This is a genomic window from Pseudomonas maioricensis (assembly GCF_022790535.1).
Taxonomy (GTDB): domain Bacteria; phylum Pseudomonadota; class Gammaproteobacteria; order Pseudomonadales; family Pseudomonadaceae; genus Aquipseudomonas; species Aquipseudomonas maioricensis.
Genome location: NZ_LOHG01000003.1, coordinates 117,482 through 135,524 on the forward strand (window position 1 = coordinate 117,482; position 18,043 = coordinate 135,524).

17 protein-coding genes are annotated in these 18,043 nt (G+C 58.0%); 2 read left to right on the forward strand and 15 right to left on the reverse strand.

Features of this window, described 5'->3' with window-relative positions:
* Positions 1 to 59: 59 nt before the first annotated feature.
* The 6 genes from AUC61_RS05900 to pmbA all read right to left on the reverse strand — a co-directional run bounded on the left by AUC61_RS05900 (position 60) and on the right by pmbA (position 5,432).
* Positions 60 to 944, reverse strand: coding sequence for a ZIP family metal transporter (locus AUC61_RS05900; protein ID WP_243244937.1), 885 nt, complete (start codon positions 942 to 944; stop codon positions 60 to 62).
* 29 nt (positions 945 to 973) lie between these two features.
* The gene (locus AUC61_RS05905; RefSeq protein WP_243244939.1) at positions 974 to 1,585 is read right to left on the reverse strand and encodes a superoxide dismutase; all 612 of its coding nucleotides are present in this window, start codon (positions 1,583 to 1,585) and stop codon (positions 974 to 976) included.
* A 1-nt stretch (position 1,586) separates the two neighbouring features.
* The gene (locus tag AUC61_RS05910) at positions 1,587 to 2,048 is read right to left on the reverse strand and encodes a hypothetical protein (protein WP_122662810.1); all 462 of its coding nucleotides are present in this window, start codon (positions 2,046 to 2,048) and stop codon (positions 1,587 to 1,589) included.
* A 30-nt stretch (positions 2,049 to 2,078) separates the two neighbouring features.
* The gene (locus AUC61_RS05915) at positions 2,079 to 3,455 is read right to left on the reverse strand and encodes a class II fumarate hydratase (protein WP_243244941.1); all 1,377 of its coding nucleotides are present in this window, start codon (positions 3,453 to 3,455) and stop codon (positions 2,079 to 2,081) included.
* A complete protein-coding gene (locus tag AUC61_RS05920; RefSeq protein WP_122662814.1) occupies positions 3,448 to 3,846 on the reverse strand; it encodes a FagA protein in 399 nt (132 codons plus the stop codon). The genes AUC61_RS05915 and AUC61_RS05920 overlap by 8 nt, the downstream gene beginning before the upstream one ends.
* A 239-nt stretch (positions 3,847 to 4,085) precedes the next feature.
* The gene (gene pmbA / locus AUC61_RS05925; protein WP_243244943.1) at positions 4,086 to 5,432 is read right to left on the reverse strand and encodes a metalloprotease PmbA; all 1,347 of its coding nucleotides are present in this window, start codon (positions 5,430 to 5,432) and stop codon (positions 4,086 to 4,088) included.
* A gap of 107 nt (positions 5,433 to 5,539) precedes the next feature.
* Here pmbA and yjgA point away from each other — a divergent pair, with 107 nt between their 5' ends.
* Positions 5,540 to 6,061: a ribosome biogenesis factor YjgA gene (gene yjgA, locus AUC61_RS05930; protein WP_231673386.1), complete on the forward strand. Its 522-nt coding sequence runs from the start codon at positions 5,540 to 5,542 to the stop codon at positions 6,059 to 6,061.
* A gap of 50 nt (positions 6,062 to 6,111) precedes the next feature.
* Here the strand turns inward: yjgA and tldD are convergent, their stop codons facing one another.
* From tldD to mreB, 9 genes are all read right to left on the reverse strand, one after another.
* Positions 6,112 to 7,551 carry a metalloprotease TldD gene (gene tldD / locus AUC61_RS05935; RefSeq protein WP_122662818.1) on the reverse strand — a complete coding sequence of 480 codons (1,440 nt, stop codon included), beginning with the start codon at positions 7,549 to 7,551 and terminating at the stop codon, positions 6,112 to 6,114.
* A 2-nt stretch (positions 7,552 to 7,553) separates the two neighbouring features.
* Entirely contained in the window at positions 7,554 to 8,405 is an 852-nt protein-coding gene (locus tag AUC61_RS05940) for a carbon-nitrogen hydrolase family protein (protein ID WP_243244945.1), read from the reverse strand.
* Positions 8,390 to 8,572, reverse strand: a complete 183-nt coding sequence (locus AUC61_RS05945) for a hypothetical protein (RefSeq protein WP_243244947.1) — start codon at positions 8,570 to 8,572, stop codon at positions 8,390 to 8,392. Before AUC61_RS05945 ends, AUC61_RS05940 begins: the two co-directional genes overlap by 16 nt.
* Positions 8,573 to 8,588: 16 nt before the next feature.
* Positions 8,589 to 12,413: a YhdP family protein gene (locus AUC61_RS05950; RefSeq protein ID WP_243244948.1), complete on the reverse strand. Its 3,825-nt coding sequence runs from the start codon at positions 12,411 to 12,413 to the stop codon at positions 8,589 to 8,591.
* A gap of 176 nt (positions 12,414 to 12,589) precedes the next feature.
* A complete protein-coding gene (gene rng / locus AUC61_RS05955; protein WP_243244950.1) occupies positions 12,590 to 14,047 on the reverse strand; it encodes a ribonuclease G in 1,458 nt (485 codons plus the stop codon).
* On the reverse strand, positions 14,044 to 14,643 hold the full coding sequence (locus AUC61_RS05960; protein WP_243244952.1) for a Maf family protein: 600 nt from the start codon (positions 14,641 to 14,643) through the stop codon (positions 14,044 to 14,046). Before AUC61_RS05960 ends, rng begins: the two co-directional genes overlap by 4 nt.
* A gap of 79 nt (positions 14,644 to 14,722) precedes the next feature.
* Positions 14,723 to 15,214 carry a rod shape-determining protein MreD gene (mreD, locus tag AUC61_RS05965; RefSeq protein WP_243244953.1) on the reverse strand — a complete coding sequence of 164 codons (492 nt, stop codon included), beginning with the start codon at positions 15,212 to 15,214 and terminating at the stop codon, positions 14,723 to 14,725.
* Positions 15,207 to 16,277, reverse strand: coding sequence for a rod shape-determining protein MreC (mreC, locus tag AUC61_RS05970; protein ID WP_243245313.1), 1,071 nt, complete (start codon positions 16,275 to 16,277; stop codon positions 15,207 to 15,209). Before mreC ends, mreD begins: the two co-directional genes overlap by 8 nt.
* Positions 16,278 to 16,493: 216 nt before the next feature.
* Positions 16,494 to 17,531 (reverse strand): rod shape-determining protein MreB, encoded by a 1,038-nt coding sequence (gene mreB / locus AUC61_RS05975; RefSeq protein ID WP_020292894.1) that lies wholly within the window; start codon positions 17,529 to 17,531, stop codon positions 16,494 to 16,496.
* Between the two features lie 209 nt (positions 17,532 to 17,740).
* On the opposite strand from mreB, the gene gatC reads away from it, so the two are divergent.
* Complete coding sequence (gatC, locus tag AUC61_RS05980; RefSeq protein WP_122662830.1) at positions 17,741 to 18,028, forward strand: Asp-tRNA(Asn)/Glu-tRNA(Gln) amidotransferase subunit GatC; 288 nt, start codon at positions 17,741 to 17,743, stop codon at positions 18,026 to 18,028.
* The last annotated feature ends 15 nt before the right edge of the window (positions 18,029 to 18,043 follow it).

Genomic DNA, 18,043 nt, shown 5'->3' on the forward strand with positions numbered 1-18,043 from the left:
ATAAGTGGTTTTAGACGTGCGCAGGAGGCGAATGTCACTTCGCCGCCCTGCCCGCTCCTTCAAGCCAGTGCTGTGTCCATCACCATCATCAGACAGAACCCGGCGATCAGGCCGAGACTGGCGACTTTATCGTGCCCATTACGACGCGACTCAGGGATGATTTCCTGGGTGACCACCAGCAACATGGCACCTGCAGCAAACGCCAGGCCTAGCGGCAACAGCAACTCGGCAATTGCCACCAGCCACGCGCACAGCAACGCAAAAACCGGCTCGACCAGCCCTGAAGCAGCACCGATCAGAAATGCCTTGAAGCGCGACATCCCTGCTCCGGCCAGTACTAGCGCAATGACCAGCCCTTCGGGTACGTCCTGTATCGCGATGCCCATGGCGAGACTGTCGGCGTCGGGCAAACCGCCACCGGCAGACACACCAATAGCCATCCCTTCAGGGATGTTATGGGCAATGATCGCGATCACGAATAACCAGATCCGCGGCGCAATGGCAGGCAGCTCTTGACCGCTCAGGGGCGAACCTTTGGAGACTGTGTGATCAACTATAAACAAGCCCACAGCCCCGAGAAAAATCCCGAAACTGACGAGCCCGCCAGCTCCCCAAGGGGAAAACCCAAGATTTTCAGCCGCCGCCAGCCCGGGCACGATCAGCGAAAATGCCGTAGCTGCCAGCATCACCCCGGCACCGAAGCCGAGCAAACCATCGGACACAGAGGCAGGCATACCTCTGATGACCAGTACAGGAACAGCGCCCAGTGCGGTCCCCAGAGCACAGATTGCTCCGCCCTCCAGCGCCCGCATCAAGCGCGGCTCAAGATCCAGCCATTCGAGCGCGTGCGCAACCAGAAGCGCCATACCTGCCAACAGCAGAACCGAACCCAATGCCAGGCGAAACAACCGCCCACTGCTGATGGTGAGTATTTCCGTGCGCATAAACTGCCCTGGATCTGATTATTGGAAGATCAGGCCAGAGCGGCCTGGTAACGCCGGGCAACTTCCGGCCAGTTGACGACGTTATAGAACGCGGCGATGTATTCCGGACGGCGGTTCTGATAGAGCAGGTAATACGCATGCTCCCAAACGTCCAGGCCCAGAATCGGTGTATTGCCGTTCATGAGAGGGCTGTCCTGATTACCGCTGCTCTCGACGACCAGTTTTTTCTCCGGTGTCACGCTCAGCCAGGCCCAGCCACTGCCGAAACGAGTCAGCGCCGCTTTGGTAAACGCGTCTTTGAACTGCTCAAAACCACCCAGTTGCTCGTCAATGGCTTTAGCCAGTGCGCCGTCAGGCAAACCGCCACCGGTTGGCGCCATAACCGCCCAGAACAACGAGTGGTTGGCATGACCGCCACCTTGATTGATCACTGCCGGGCGCAGTTTCTCAGGAAGTTGAGCAACTGAGGCCACCAGCTTTTCGATCGGCCATTCAGCCCATTCGGTGCCCTCAACTGCAGCGTTGAGGTTATTGATATAGGTCTGGTGATGCTTGCTGTAGTGGATCTCCATGGTCTGCGCATCAATGTGCGGTTCCAGGGCGTCGTAAGCATATGGCAAGGCAGGCAGGGTAAACGGCATATCAATGTACTCCGTAGAAAAGGCCGGAAGTGGCAGCGGCATTCCGTTGTAATGACGAGCGCGAATGCTCGCCGCCACTGTTCAACAGGCGATGGGTGCGCGGGTATTCACCATGCTCACTGATAAAACTCAGCAGCTCGGCGTAGGTTTTACTGCTGTGGCGCAAGGCGGCCTGGCGCAACGCTGGCGGTAAGCGTTGCTCTTGCATGACCCGCAGCAGGTGCTGATGGATCGCGCACAGGTACTCTGCGCTTTCCTCCGGCTGACCCAGACTCAAATGCAGGTCAGCGAGGTTGTGATGGGAAATGACGCAAGCGGCCACCGCTTCGTCAGGGTTGGGCCAACGCTCGAACAACACCTGAGCCAGCGCCAGCGCCTGCAGATACAACTCGCGGGCGTCAACCAGCTCACCGAGATTGAAACAGCGATTGGCTTTTTCGATTGTGCGTTTCCAATGCTCCATGGCGCGACTCCTCAAGCGATGGCCGACAGGTCAGATCCCGCCAGCGGTGAGTTTTTCCGGATCCAGCAATGCCTCCAGTTGGCTGCGCTGCAGGTCGGTGTGTTCAAGGGCGACATCAATAATCGGACGCCCCTGTTTGTAAGCCGTCTTGGCGATTTCGGCGGCCTTCTGGTAACCGATGATCGGGTTCAGCGCGGTAACCAGAATAGGATTTCGCGACAGCGCTTCCTTGAGCTTCGCTTCATTGACCTTGAACGTCGCAATGGCCTTGTTCGCCAACAGTCGACTGGAATTAGCCAGTAGCTCAATGCTGCTCAACAGGTTCTGCGCGATGATCGGTAGCATCACGTTCAACTCAAAGTTGCCCGACTGACCCGCGACCGTGATCGCTGCGTCATTGCCGATGACTTGAGCAGCAACCATGGCAGTGGCCTCCGGGATTACCGGATTGACCTTGCCCGGCATGATGGACGAGCCCGGCTGCAGCGCTTCAAGCTCGATCTCTCCCAGCCCGGCCAGCGGGCCAGAGTTCATCCAGCGCAGGTCATTGGCGATTTTCATCAACGATACGGCGGTGCCTTTGAGCTGGCCTGATACGGCCACAGCGGTATCCTGAGAGCCGATCAGCGCAAACAGGTCCTTGCCCGGTTCAAACGCGACGTTACTCAAGCGGCTCAAATGGCTGCTGAAGCGTTTGGCGAACTCCGGGTGCGCATTGATCCCGGTACCGACCGCCGTACCACCCTGAGCCAACGCCTGAAGGCTCGGCAGTAAAGCCTGTAAATGCTCGATGTTGGCGCGGATCTGCTGAGCCCAGCCATTGAGTACCTGGCTCATGCGCACCGGCATGGCGTCCATCAAATGCGTACGACCGGTCTTGATGAACGGGTGCACCTCATCAGCCTTGCGCTCGATCACTTCGACCAGATGGGTCAACGCCGGTAGTAACTGCTCGTGCAACGCCAGGGCGGCACTGACGTGGATGGTGGTTGGAATAATGTCGTTGCTGCTCTGTCCACAGTTGACGTGGTCGTTGGCATTGACCTTGTCACCCAGTACGCGACTGGCAATGGTCGCGATGACTTCGTTGGCGTTCATGTTGGTGCTGGTGCCTGAGCCAGTCTGAAACACATCCACCGGGAAGTGCGCCATGTAATCACCGCTCAATAGTTCCTGGCAGGCACTGACGATGGCTTCGCTTTGTGCGGCCGTGATTTGCTCAAGCTCAAGGTTGGCATGTGCAGCGGCAGCCTTGGCGAGCAATAGCGCCCGGATGAATTGCGTTGGCATGCGCAGATTACTGATCGGGAAGTTATTTACCGCACGCTGGGTCTGCGCGCCATACAAGGCCTCGGCAGGGACCTGCAGTTCGCCCATGCTGTCGCGTTCGATACGGGTATTACTCATCGGAATTTCCTTGCACCAGTTCAGTGAGAGAGATCGAGGGCTGCAGCAGGCATGTCGCCAATTGCCAGGTACAAGCCTGCCAGCGTTGTTGGTCGGCCGCGCAATTGATCAGGGCCTTGAGATCACGTAACGGACGCCAGGCCTGATCGACGCACAAACAGCGCCAATGCCAGGGCAGAACCGTATCGCGAGCGGTATCGATGAGCAGTCGAAAGGAGGTTTCAGCAATCATTCGCTGAGGCGTGGCGGTAAATCGCGCCAGGTAACGGCCTTCGGCCAGATAACGATCAATCAGCCGTGGTTCGTCAGGCTCAAGGGCACAACGAATTCTGAAACTCATCCCGCGCCAGTTTTCGAGGTGCGCAGGAAGCGCGTGCAAAACAGGACCCATGACCACGGCTCATTCAGATAATGATATTCATTATTAAATGATATTGAGAATCAAAACAACCGTAGAGGATGAAGGGATTTAGAGGGGGAGGAGAATAATTGTCGGAGCGGCATGTTTTTCTTGGGAGCTGAGCTTGCTCGCGATAAGGCTGGACACGTTTCACTTCAGATCGCATCCAGCCTTATCGCGAGCAAGCTCAGCTCCCACAGTGACAAAGGTGGGGGCGACAGCTTTTTGTATCAGCTACCGGCGACGGTCATCCGTTCGATCAATACCGAACCCGTGCGGATATTGCTGCGCAACTCGAGGTCGCTGCCTACGGCGACGATTTGTTTGAACATGTCGCGCATGTTGCCGGCAATCGTCACTTCCTGAACGGGGAACTGGATCTCGCCGTTCTCGACCCAGAAACCAGCTGCACCACGGGAATAATCACCCGTTACCATGTTCAGACCGCTGCCCATCAACTCGGTGACCAGCAAACCGCGGCCCATGCGTCGAATCAGCGCCGCCTGGTCCTCAGTACCATGAGTGACGAACAGATTGTGCACACCGCCCGCGTTGGCGGTACTTGGCAAACCCAGTTTACGGCCCGAATAGGTGCTGAGAATGTATGAGACCAATTCGCCATTTTCGACGAATGGCTTGGCGTAAGTCGCCAGGCCATCACCGTCGAACGCCGAACTGCCCATGGCGCGCATCAAGTGCGGACGCTCGTCTATGGTCAGCCACTCGGGAAACAATCGCTGACCGATAGAGCCCTCAAGGAACGATGATTTGCGGTACAGATTGCCGCCAGAAATCGCCCCGAGGAAACTGCCGAACAGTCCGCCAGCCAGCTCGGCCGAGAACAGCACCGGCACTTCGCACGTCGGCACCGGACGCGCGCCCAGCCGACTCGCAGCACGCTCGGCGGCTTTACGGCCGATGCTCTGTGGATCCGCCAGCAGCTCACCCTGGCGACTTACGTCATACCAGTAATCGCGCTGCATCTGGCCATCGCCTTCAGCAATCATTACGCAACTCAAACTGTGACGGGTCGACGCATAGCCGCCGATAAAGCCATGGCTGTTGCCGTACACGCGGCAACCCTGATGGGTATTAAGCGTTGTGCCGTCGGCATTCTTGATCCGGCTATCAGCGTCAAAAGCTGCTGCTTCGCAGATCAAGGCTTTCTCGATAGCCTGTTCGGGCGTGATATCCCATGCGTGAAACAGGTCAAAATCCTGCTGTTCCCTGGCCATCAATGCAGCATCGGCCAGTCCTGAGCTTTCGTCTTCGGAGGTGTGTTTAGCGATTGCGAGCGCAGCGGCGACGGTTTCACGAATCGCGTCAGCACCACTTGCCGAGGTGCTGGCCGAACCTTTGCGCTGGCCGACATACAAGGTGATACCGAAACCCTGATCACGATTGAATTCGACAGTTTCGACTTCACGTTGACGAACGGATGTCGACAGGCCCTGCTCCAGCGACACTGCAACTTCACAGGCACTGGCACCCTGGCGTCTGGCTTCGGCGATGATTTGTTCGACTTGTTCCTGCAGTGCAGGCAGGGCCTGTGGGCCGACGCTTTGTGATGCACTCATGACTTTCTCCATCAAATTCTGCTTTCGGCACGAGCCGAATACCGAGTGGGCCGGACAAGAGGCCCCTGACTGGTTATCATGGCGGCGTTTATTTGCGGACTGCCCCCATGGTTGATTCTTACGACGACTCCCTCGACGGGGAGAAAAGCAAAACCCAGGTCAAACGTGAGCTGCATGCTCTGGTTGAACTTGGCGAGCGTCTTGTGTCGCTCAAACCCGACCTGCTGAACAAGCTGCCTTTGACCGATCCGCTGCGTAGAGCTTTGGCCGATGCGCCCAAGCACACCGCTCATATCGCACGCAAACGGCACATTCAGTTCATCGGCAAGCTGATGCGCGATCAGGATCTGGACGCCATTCTGGTGCTTCTCGATCAACTCGATGCCTCCACTCGCCAATACAACGAACGTTTTCACGGCCTGGAACGCTGGCGTGATCGCCTGATCGCCGGCGATGACGGCGTCCTCGAAATGTTTGTTGCTGAATATCCGGAAGCGGATCGTCAGCAACTGCGTTCTTTGATCCGTCAGGCTCAACACGAGCTGGCCCATAACAAGGCGCCCGCTTCGAGCCGCAAAATCTTCAAGTACATTCGTGAGCTGGACGAGAAACAACGCGGTTTGCGTTAACACTCGACCATGGGGCGGACTGTTCATCAGTCTGCCCCGGCCTCACATCCTCAACCGCCTGTGCCGCCTACCGTGATCGCATCGATCTTCAGGGTCGGCTGACCCACGCCTACCGGAACCGATTGGCCATCCTTGCCGCAGGTACCGACGCCGCTGTCCAGCGACAGATCGTTACCCACCATCGACACCTTGCTCATGGCCTCCGGCCCGTTACCGATCAAGGTGGCACCTTTGACCGGCGCAGTAATTTTGCCGTCTTCGATCAGATACGCTTCGCTGGTTGAAAACACGAACTTACCGCTGGTGATATCCACCTGACCGCCGCCCAGATTCGCGCAATAGATGCCGCGTTTGACCGACGCAATGATTTCCTGCGGATCGCTCTGTCCACCCAGCATGTAAGTGTTGGTCATGCGCGGCATGGGCAGATGCGCGTAGGACTCACGGCGCCCGTTACCGGTACGCGCCACGCCCATCAGGCGCGCGTTGAGCTTGTCCTGCATGTAGCCCTTGAGGACGCCATTTTCAATCAGCGTGGTGCATTCGGTTGGCGTGCCTTCGTCATCGACGCTCAACGAGCCGCGACGTCCGGCCAGGGTGCCATCGTCGACGATGGTGCAAAGCTTCGAAGCAACCATTTCGCCCATACGGCCGCTATAAGCCGAACTGCCTTTGCGATTGAAGTCGCCTTCCAGACCATGGCCGACAGCCTCATGCAGCAGAACGCCGGACCAACCGGACCCTAGAACCACAGGCAGCGTGCCCGCCGGAGCCGGAATCGCTTCAAGATTGACCAGCGCCTGACGCAGCGCTTCCCGGGCATAGCCCATGGCGCGGTCCTCGTTGAGGAAATAACGGTAATCGGTACGCCCGCCGCCGCCATGGCCGCCACGCTCACGACGTCCGTTCTGCTCGACGATCACGCTGACGTTGAAACGCACCAGAGGCCGCACATCAGCCGCCAGCCCACCATCGGTGGAGGCTACAAGAATCCGCTCCCAAACCCCGGCCATACTCACCGTGACTTGCTGAATGCGTGAATCCAGCGCCCGGGTCGCAACGTCGATACGCTTCAATAACTCAACTTTTTCGGCGCGGGTCAGGACTTCCAGCGGATTGTCCGGCGCGTATAACTGGGCCACATCCTGAGATGTGAACGCCTGTACGGTGCCATTCTGACCGGCCCGAGAAATCGAACGAGCCGCGCGAGCAGCAGTGCTCAGTGCTTCCTGCGTGATCGCATTGCTGTAGGCAAAGCCGGTTTTCTCTCCGGACTGGGCGCGTACACCGACACCCTGGTCGAGGTTGAAACTGCCTTCTTTGACAATGCCGTCTTCCAGAGACCAGGACTCAGAAATCTGCCCCTGGAAATACAGGTCAGCGGCATCGATACCCGGACCCGCCAGCTCACCCAGCACCGACTGCAGGCTGTCGAGGTTCAAGCCGCCGGGAGCCAAAAGGTGTTCGCTGACAGAGGACAAGTCGCTCATATTCACTCCGAGGTCTGCACAGGCCGCACTGCGTCCTGCGTAAAAAATCGCCGATGACTGGACACCGGCATCCGCGCCCGTATGGACGCCTGTTCTTCATTGTCTCGCGTGGCCAGCAGCACCGCTTCACCCTGTGCCTGCTCAGCCAGCACTCGTCCCCAAGGGTCGACGATTGCCGCATGTCCATAAGTTTCACGGGGTCCCGGATGGACTCCGCCCTGCGCGGCCGCCAGCAGGTAGCACTGGGTTTCAATAGCACGCGCACGGATCAGAATGTCCCAGTGCGCTGCGCCAGTCACCGCGGTGAAGGCCGACGGCGCAGTAATCAATTCGGCACCTGCTTCTCGCAGGGCGGTGTACAGCTCAGGAAAGCGCAAGTCGTAACACACGCTTAACCCCAATCGGCCTACGGGCGTATCGACGACCACCACATTGCTGCCATGAGCATAGTCATCAGACTCCCGATACCGTCCACGGCTGTCAGCAACATCCACATCAAACAAATGTAGCTTGTCGTAACGCGCCACTTGTTCGCCCTGCTCATCAATCAATAGCGAGCACGCCGTGATTTTGCCTTCAGGCTGAGCGCCTGGCGGCAACGGCACGGTACCCGCAACTATCCATAACTTGAGGTCGCGGGCGGCGAGTTTCAACCATGGCAGGATTGGCCCTTGCCCCAAAGCCTCGGCCCGACCGATATCAGCGGCGTCGCGACGGCCCATGGCAGCAAAATTTTCCGGCAATACCGCCAACCGCGCGCCAGAGGCTGCGGCCTGCTCCAGCAAACGCCGCGCCTGAGCCAGATTACCCGCTACATCGCTCTGGCTAACCATTTGAATCACGGCAAACGACATGGCGGCTTCTCCTCAAACAACACGCAACCACCCGAACCGGAATGCTTTTCTCTGTAGGCGCTGACGAGCACCGCGAGGCTGCGATAGCGGTCCACCTGATCGACCGCTATCGCAGCCTCGCGGTGCTCGTCAGCTCCTACAGAGTCTTCCGGCGCTTGAACGGTCACTGTACTCCATAGCGCCCTATTGAGGCTTTTCGAAAGGCTTGTCGAAGGTAATCTTCGGCTCTTTCCAGGGCCCTTCAACCTTGTACTGAACACTGGCGAAACGTGCGACGCGATCACCCAGTAATTTATCGACCAGGAACAATGCCCCACCAATCGCGGGCGCCCCGACAATCAGAGCGGCAATCGGCAGGTTGTTGGTGACTGGCAGCGTAACCAGAAGCTTGGCATCGACACGGTCTTTGACCATGTCCAGCGTACCGTTCAGCTCAAGATTGCTTGAAGGGCCGGTCAAGGTAATCGGGGTTCGCGTGACATAAACGCCATCGCTCGCCACCAGCAGACCTTTGACCCTGTCGTAGCTCAGGCCTTTGCCGAGCAAATCCGAGAAGTCCAGGCGCAAACGACGACCAATGGAATTGAAGTTGAGCAGGCCAAACACTCTCAGTGCCTGTGCGCCGCCCTCGACTTCGACAAACTGCCCTGTTTCGAGCTTGGCATCCAGGCTGCCAGAGAACCGCTTGAGCGATACCCAGGCAGGCGAACCGGGCCAACGGCCGTCTGCTTTCAGTTCGAACGATTCGCTGGTGACCGTTGGAGCAAACCCCCAGGCTTTGAGCACATCACCCAACTGCTTGCCTTCAATGTTGCCACGGTACCAACTGCTGGTAGCGCCCGGTGCGCCTTCCCAGCCGCCCTCGCCTTTCAACTGCATGCCTTTGAGGCCAAGGTTCAGATCGGACAGACGAAGACCGGTAGCCGTCGGACGAACTTTAAGCGACCAGGCGCCAAGTAGTTGTTCACCCTGAAAGAGCTGCGTGACCTTGATATCCAGTGCCGGGATTTTGCCCGGATCGACATCTGCCAGTGGGTCGGGAGCGTTTTCCACGACAACCGCAGCGGGGTCAGGCGCAGGCAGACGGACATAAAGCATGTCGATGCCAATGGGCGCACCCTTGGCATCCGGTAACGTTGCAGTCCCTTTGGCAAGCTGACTGTCCAGCGACAACGCCCAATTGTCAGTACTGCGTTTGAGCTGAACACTGGCCTTGTCCAACGTTGTCCCCATGGCCGTCAGCTTGCCGATTTGCAGGTCGACGTTATTGACCAACTGCTTGGCACTACCGCCCGGATCTTCACCGGCATAACGGTTGACCATTGCCTGCCAGGGTGCAACATCGAGCTCAGGCAGAGAGCCGCGAACGCGCAGGCCTTTGGCCTCAGGTACGATTGCACCGCCATCCCCCAGAAACAACTCGCCACGCCCCTCCGCCAGCTTGCCCGGCGCGGCAGCGTACGCCAGATTGGCCAGCTTGCCGTAAGCAAAACCAAAGCGCCGCTCCGCGCCCTGAAGTGTCATGCGAAACTCGCTGTCCAGGCCTGTATCCGCTGGCTTGCCAAAAGGCGCCGGCAAATCAACCGCTACACCCTTCAGGCTGGAGTTGATCCGCAGCAGGCTGTCGGGACCACCGAGACTGAGCTGCAACTGAAACGGAATATCACCCGATACGGGCAATGGCTGGGTAACGCCCAACCATTCGGTGAGCCTTTTGACGGGGATCTGACCATTGGCAACCACACGGGTCAGGTTCGCACCTGGCTTACCTTCCGCCGCGATTTCCGCGGTGACCGGACGATCAAACGCCTGAGCCCGCACACCTTTGCCACTCAACCCTTTGGCATTGTCGAAGCGAAACTCGCCTTTCAACTGGGTCAGATCCAGCGCCGGATCAGCCAGTTTCAAACGCGCCCCTTCGGTGCGGAAGTCCACCGCTATCTTAGGTTCCTGATTCTTGACCAGCGGGATATCCAGTTTCAGCTTGCCATCCAGAGGACCATCGCCCTGCCAGCCCGCGAAGGTGCTGGCGGTGCCAATGGGGGCCTCCTGGAGGATCTTCACACCGTCGGCCAGATCGCCGGAAAAATTGCCGTCTACCAGCAAATGACTGGGTTGCCCGGCTGGCACGTGGGGAATATTGACCAGCACCTTGCTGACGTCAGTATTGAGCAGCTTGCCCTTGCTGGCCTTGACTCGTACACCGCTGTTCTCCACATAGACTTTGCCATCCACGCCGGTCAGGCGTGGCCAGCCCGGCTCGAAGTCCAGTGTTGCGTCACGCACCTTGAAGAACAGACTGATCACCCGCGCAGTGTCCGCAGCGTTCTTGCTCAATGAACCTTGATACTGGAAGAATCCCTGATCGACCTTGCCGCCAATGATCGCCGTACGCAGCCACTTGTCCAGGTCCGGGCTAAGCACCGCTGGAAGGTACTTGCTGGTGTAACTGCCATCGCCATCGACCATGCCGACCCGCAGGTCCATGTAATCTTCGTCAGCCCGCTCATGAGCCAGATGCAGCCGGATCAGGAAGTCGGCTGCGATCTTGCCCTCATCACCCAAGACCTTGATATAGGGCGCCATGAGGGTAAATGTCTCATCATCCAGGCGCCAGGTCAGACGTGCATTGGCTTTCGGGTAAGTCCATTCGTTGTTGAAGATCGGATACAGATGCAGCATGAAACTGTCGCTGTCGAGGCGCAACTCACCCTGGCCCAGATCCCCACTGATTGCACCGCTGACGTTTCCGGCAGCCGGGGCACCGTGATAAGCGTGGAAACCGATATTCTCCAGATTGGCAGCGAAGCTCAATCGCTGGTCGCCTGCTGCCTGGGGACGGTAATCAAGCAACACGTTGCGCAGAGCGCCGGTCACCTTGAGGTTATCAATCACCTCTTTGAGCGTTTCAGGGAGCGGAGCAAGAGAATCCAGCAGCGGTGTAACAGGCGTCAGATCGAGCCGGTCAGCCTGAACGTGCCAGAGTTCTTCCTGATCAGTGCTCGCAACCTTCTGATCGAGCTGAATGTGGCTTTCCCAACGCTTGCCATTGAGGTCCATGGCCAGAGAACTCAGGTTCACCTTGAGGCCATCGTCGCGACCACGACTGAGCCAGGCATTCAGCGCCAGATTCTTGATTGTCGATGATTTACGTTCGGCGTATCCGGCCTTCACCACCAGAGCATTAAGGCGCGCAACCGCGCTTTGTACGGTGCCCTCGCCCCAACTCAACCAGAATTCGCCACCGGCCTTGAGCGTCGACACCTTCCATTGGCGGGTCAGGGTTTTAGGCAGCCATTTCGACCAGTCGCTTTGTGGAAGACTCAGGTAAATATCCGCTTCACCCTGTTGCCACTGCCGGGCCTGAATCCGCGAACGAACGTTCAGCGCCAGCGGCTGACCGTCGGGAAGCGTCAAACGCGCGTCAATACGTTGATGAACGCTACCCGTGGCCAGGCTTAGGTTGACGTAAGTGAGGGTAAGCGGAGCTTGCTCAAAAGGTTGCAGGGTAACCTGACTGTTGAGCAGCGAGAGACGTGACACAACCTGCAGCTGGTTGAGTATCTGCTCAGGGTCCAGAGGTTTGTCATCCTGAACTGGCAGCCCTTGCAGGGCCCAATGACCGTCCTGATCTTCCTTCAGAATGAGTTGCAGCCCGTTGACTTCCACGTGTGCCAACCGCACGTCCCATGCCAGCAGACTGGCCCAGAGGTCAGGCTCTGCCCGCACTTCATCGAGACGCACGGCACTCGCGCCGTCCCCTACCATCACATCGTTGGCAACGAAAACCGGGGAAAAGCCCCGCCAGCTCCCCTCCAGGCTACCAATCGCCAAAGGCATTCCGATTGCTGCCTGAGCCTTGCTCTGGACCTCAACGCGATACCCGGCGATCAGCGGCGTCAGTTCACGGCCTACGCTGACATACAACGCTGCCATGACCAGAACCAACGCGCAGAGGCTCAGACCCCAACGCGTCAGCAGCGAGAAGAAACGTGTCAGGCGCCCCATATCGGCGAGCCTCCAGACGGAGGCGCGCAGCAGCTGGCTTGCGTGAAATGACCCCACTCAATGGTGCAGGTGCTGTAGGGGGTTTGCTCATTTACCACGCAGAGTTCTCTTAGTGACGGCTTCCTTGCCGCTGGCCCTGAGGCACCGTTATCAAATCATTTTCATTTTGAGCAATGTCAGAGCAGTACGACGTCGTATTGTTCCTGTGAATACATGGTTTCGACCTGAAAACGAATCGTACGGCCGATGAACGCTTCCAGTTCGGCCACATTACCCGACTCTTCATCAAGCAGGCGGTCCACGACACGCTGGTTAGCCAATACACGGTAGCCCACAGCCTGATAGGCGCGGGCTTCGCGCAGGATTTCCCGGAATATCTCGTAACAGACAGTTTCCGGTGTTTTCAATTTGCCGCGTCCCTGACACGCATGACAGGGCTCGCAGAGCACCTGCTCAAGACTTTCACGGGTACGCTTGCGGGTCATCTGTACCAGACCCAGCTCAGTGATACCGATAATGTTGGTTTTAGCGTGATCGCGCTCCAGTTGCTTCTCCAGAGTCCGCAACACCTGGCGCTGATGCTCACCGTCTTCCATGTCGATGAAATCAATAATGATGATGCCGCCCAGATTGCGCAGACGCAGCTGTCGGGCAATAGCGGTAGCCGCCTCCAGGTTGGTCTTGAAGATAGTCTCTTCGAGATTGCGATGCCCCACGAATGCACCGGTATTGACGTCGATGGTGCTCATCGCCTCAGCCGGATCAATCACCAGATAGCCACCGGATTTGAGCGGTACCTTGCGTTCCAGGGCTTTCTGGATTTCATCCTCGACGCCATAGAGATCAAAAATCGGTCGTTCACCTGGGTAGTGCTCCAGACGATCAGCGATTTCCGGCATTAGTTCAGCGACAAACTGCGTGGTTTTCTGAAAGGTTTCCCGGGAATCGATACGGATCTTCTCGATACGCGGGCTGACCAGATCACGCAGGGTGCGCAATGCCAGGCCAAGGTCTTCGTAAATCACATTGGGCGGGCTGACGGTCTTGATCTGCTCTCCGATCTGATCCCAGAGACGACGCAGGTAACGAATATCCATAAGGATTTCGTCAGCTCCGGCGCCTTCAGCGGCGGTACGCAGGATAAAACCACCGGCCTCCTTGATGCCTTCGAGGGCGACGCAATCGCTGACTACTTTTTTAAGCCGCTCACGCTCGGCTTCGTCTTCGATTTTCAGGGAGATCCCGACGTGTGCGGTCTTGGGCATGTACACCAGATACCGCGACGGAATGGACAGCTGTGTCGTCAGACGCGCGCCCTTGCTGCCGATCGGGTCTTTGGTCACTTGTACGACCAAACTCTGACCTTCGTGAACCAGCGAGCTGATGGTTTCTACGGCCGAGCCTTCACGCATGGATATTTCCGAAGCATGAATGAATGCGGCACGGTCCAGACCTATGTCGATGAACGCCGCCTGCATGCCCGGCAAAACCCGTACAACCTTGCCTTTGTAAATATTGCCAACGATGCCACGCCGCTGGGTCCGCTCGACATGGACCTCTTGCAGAACACCGTTTTCCACCACTGCCACTCGTGATTCCATTGGCGTGATGTTGATCAGAATCTCTTCACTCATGACTTGTCACCTTCCTGGCCTTGCCAACAGGGTATGCCGAAACGGCCCAGCAGTTCTGCGGTTTCGCATAGAGGCAACCCGACCACTGCGGAATAACTGCCCTGCAAGCCCTCGACGAAAATCGCCGCCAGCCCCTGAATAGCGTAGCTGCCCGCCTTATCCACAGGCTCGCCACTGGCCCAGTAGGCTCGGGCTTCGGTGCCGGAAACAGCACGAAACCTCACTCGGCTGGCCACGACGCGAGTTTCGCAGCGTTGCCGGGTCACCAGCGCAATCGCCGTCAACACTTCGTGCTCACGCCCGGACAAGGCCGCCAGCATGCTCAGAGCATCAGCTTCATCGACCGGTTTGCCTAGGATACGGCCATCGAGCACCACTGCCGTATCAGCCCCCATGACGCAACCCTGATCGTCCGCCAACGACGCCAGCCCGGCTTGCGCTTTGCCACGGGCGAGCCGCTCGACATAAGCAGTGGGGGTTTCGTCGTCGAGGGGAGTTTCGTCAATCTGTGCGCTAAGCACCGTGAAAGGAACGCCAATCTGGGTCAGTAATTCCCGACGGCGTGGCGAGCCAGAGGCCAGAAAAAGCGAGGGCATGGGGACATCTCCGTGTCAAAGATCGTGATGCCGCCCCCGAGCCAGAGATGCTCGCCCGGGACCGGACGTACACGCTGCGTCAGTTGATTTTCAAACGCTTGCTCAGGCCGCGCAGGCCATAGCTGACCCATGGCCACAACAATGCGCTGACCAGAGCAGGCAAGACCAGCGCCAGCGTAGGCTGCCGGTTACCGGTCAAGGCACTGAGCCAGAGCTGTGCCAACTGGGCGAGACCGAAGATGACCAGCAAAATCAGGCACTGCTGCCACATGGGAAACATGCGCAAACGTTGTTGCAGAGACATCACCAGGAATGCGATCAGACACAGGGTCAGAGCATTCTGTCCCAACAATGTGCCGTACAGCACGTCTTCCATCAGCCCCAACAGCCATGCCGTGGTCATGCCGACCTTATGGGGCAGATACAGCGCCCAGAAGGTCACCAGCAGCGCCAGCCAGAGCGGACGAAAGATCTCCATGAACTGTGGCAGCGGTGAAACGCTTAACAACAAACCCACGACAAAAGTGAACCAGACGACCCACCCGTTACGTTCCGGGGCATGACTAGCCATCAATTCTCTCCCGAGTAGTGGCAGGCGCGGTGGCCGGTGGCTTGGTCGCGGCAGGCTTTACGGGCGGCTTGCTGGCGGGCTTGGGTGCAGGCGTTGCGGGCGAAGCAGGTGTGGTGGCTGGCGCAGCAGCCGGAGTGGCAGCGCCATGGGCAGCGGGCGCAGGATGTGCAGCCCCCGCAGGCGCAGCAGCGTTATTTGCAGGAGCAGTCACTGGTGCAGCCGTTGGATCAGCCGCTTTCTCGATGGATTCCTGCGCTCTCGCGGCATCGGCCGCACGCTCTTCGGGAGAGCGGCCATCAGAAAACACCAACAACAGGTAGCGACTGCGGTTCAGCGCAGCAGTCGGCACCGCACGAACAATGGCGAATGGCTGCCCGGAGTCATGAATGACTTCTTTGACCGTCGCGACAGGGTAACCAGCAGGAAAACGCTGACCCAGACCGGAACTGACCAGCAGATCGCCTTCCTTGATGTCAGCGGTGTCGGCCACATGACGTAATTCCAGACGCTCCGGGTTACCGGTACCGCTGGCGATAGCGCGCAATCCGTTACGGTTGACCTGTACCGGAATGCTGTGCGTGGTGTCTGTCAGCAACAAAACACGCGACGTGTAAGGCATCAGTTCGACCACCTGCCCCATCAGACCGCGAGCATCGAGCACCGGCTGACCCAGGACAACGCCGTCGCGCTCGCCTTTGTTGATAATGATTCGATGGGTGAACGGATTGGGATCCATGCCGATGAGCTCGGCCACTTCAACCTTCTCATTGACCAGTGCCGACGAGTTGAGCAACTCGCGCAGACGCACGTTCTGCTCGGTCAGGGCTGCCAGCTTTTGCAGGCGCCCTTGCAGGAGCAAGGCTTCAGTCTTGAGTTTTTCATTTTCGGCGATCAGTTCGGTACGGCTGCCGAACTGACTGGCAACGCCCTGAATAAGACGTTGCGGCAGATCGACGATCCAGTACGACTGCATCAGCACCAGAGACATCTGGCTACGCACGGGCTTGAGCACGGTAAACCGGGCGTCAACCACCATCAGCGCCACCGATAAAACGACCAGCACCAACAGGCGCACGCCCAGTGAAGGGCCCTTTGCGAAAAGCGGTTTAATAGGCCGCTCCTCCGAAGCAAGATTTCAATCGGCTGTTGTTATTCATGCGGTATCAAACCGGCCTGGGCAGATGAAAAGGTAAACGCCATATTTCGGCGGCCTAAAGCATACAGGTAGCCAAAGCGCTACCTGTATGCAGAAGGATGCATGATAGATGCTCGCCGCGCGTTATTCGCTGGAGAGCAGATCCATCGTGTGTTTATCCATCATTTCCAGCGCACGGCCACCGCCACGCGCTACACAGGTCAGCGGATCTTCGGCAACGATCACCGGCAGACCTGTTTCCTGAGCCAGCAATTTATCCAGATCACGCAGCAAGGCGCCACCACCGGTCAACACCAGACCGCGCTCGGCGATGTCCGATGCCAGCTCTGGAGGGGATTGCTCCAGCGCGCTTTTGACTGCCTGAACAATGGTCGCCAGAGATTCCTGCAGCGCTTCAAGCACTTCGTTGGAATTCAGGGTGAAGGCACGTGGGACGCCTTCAGCCAGGTTACGGCCGCGCACGTCGACTTCACGTACTTCGCCCCCCGGGTAGGCAGTACCGATTTCCTGCTTGATGCGCTCGGCAGTCGACTCACCGATCAGGCTGCCGTAGTTACGACGCACGTAAGTGATGATCGCTTCGTCGAAACGGTCGCCGCCGACCCGTACGGATTCGGCATAAACCACGCCATTGAGCGAGATCAGGGCGATTTCAGTGGTACCACCACCGATATCGACCACCATCGAACCGCGTGCCTCTTCAACCGGCAGACCGGCACCGATAGCAGCAGCCATTGGCTCTTCGATCAGGAACACTTCACGTGCACCGGCACCCAGAGCGGATTCGCGAATCGCACGACGCTCAACCTGAGTGGATTTGCACGGTACGCAGATCAGCACCCGAGGGCTTGGCTGCAGGAAGCTGTTCTCGTGAACCTTGTTGATGAAGTACTGCAGCATTTTCTCGCAAACGCTGAAGTCGGCAATAACGCCGTCTTTCATCGGACGAATAGCCGCGATGTTGCCTGGAGTACGGCCGAGCATGCGCTTGGCTTCCATCCCGACAGCAACGACGCTTTTCTGGTTTCCGTGGGTCCGAATGGCCACAACTGATGGTTCATTCAGAACGATGCCGCGCTCACGCACGTAAATAAGGGTGTTGGCAGTGCCCAGGTCGATAGACAGATCGCTGGAAAACATGCCACGCAGTTTCTTGAACATGGGAAAGGGACCCTAGGGAACGCGTGGGTAAAAAAGTGCGGCAAACTCTAACAACGACAGGGATTTTGGGCAAGGAGCCAATATGCTAAATTAGCGGTTTTTCCGAGCACGACCCTCGACGTTCGCGGCCTTATGACCGTAGAAAATGCGATAGTGTTCGCCAATCTAACACACGGACCCCATCCGTAGGCATTCCACTGGAGAACCCCATGGCGCTTGATCGCTCCGACGTGGAAAAGATCGCTCATCTGGCCCGACTTGGTCTGAATGACGCCGATATCCCACGTACTACCGAAGCACTTAACAGCATTCTTGGGCTGGTAGATCAGATGCAGGCGGTCGATACAACCGGTATCGAACCCCTTGCACACCCCCTCGAAGCGTCCCAACGCCTGCGCGAAGATGCGGTTACCGAACAAAATCATCGGGAAACTTATCAAGCCATCGCACCAGCGGTCCAAGACGGCCTTTATCTGGTTCCAAAAGTCATCGACTAAGGGAATGTGCCTTCA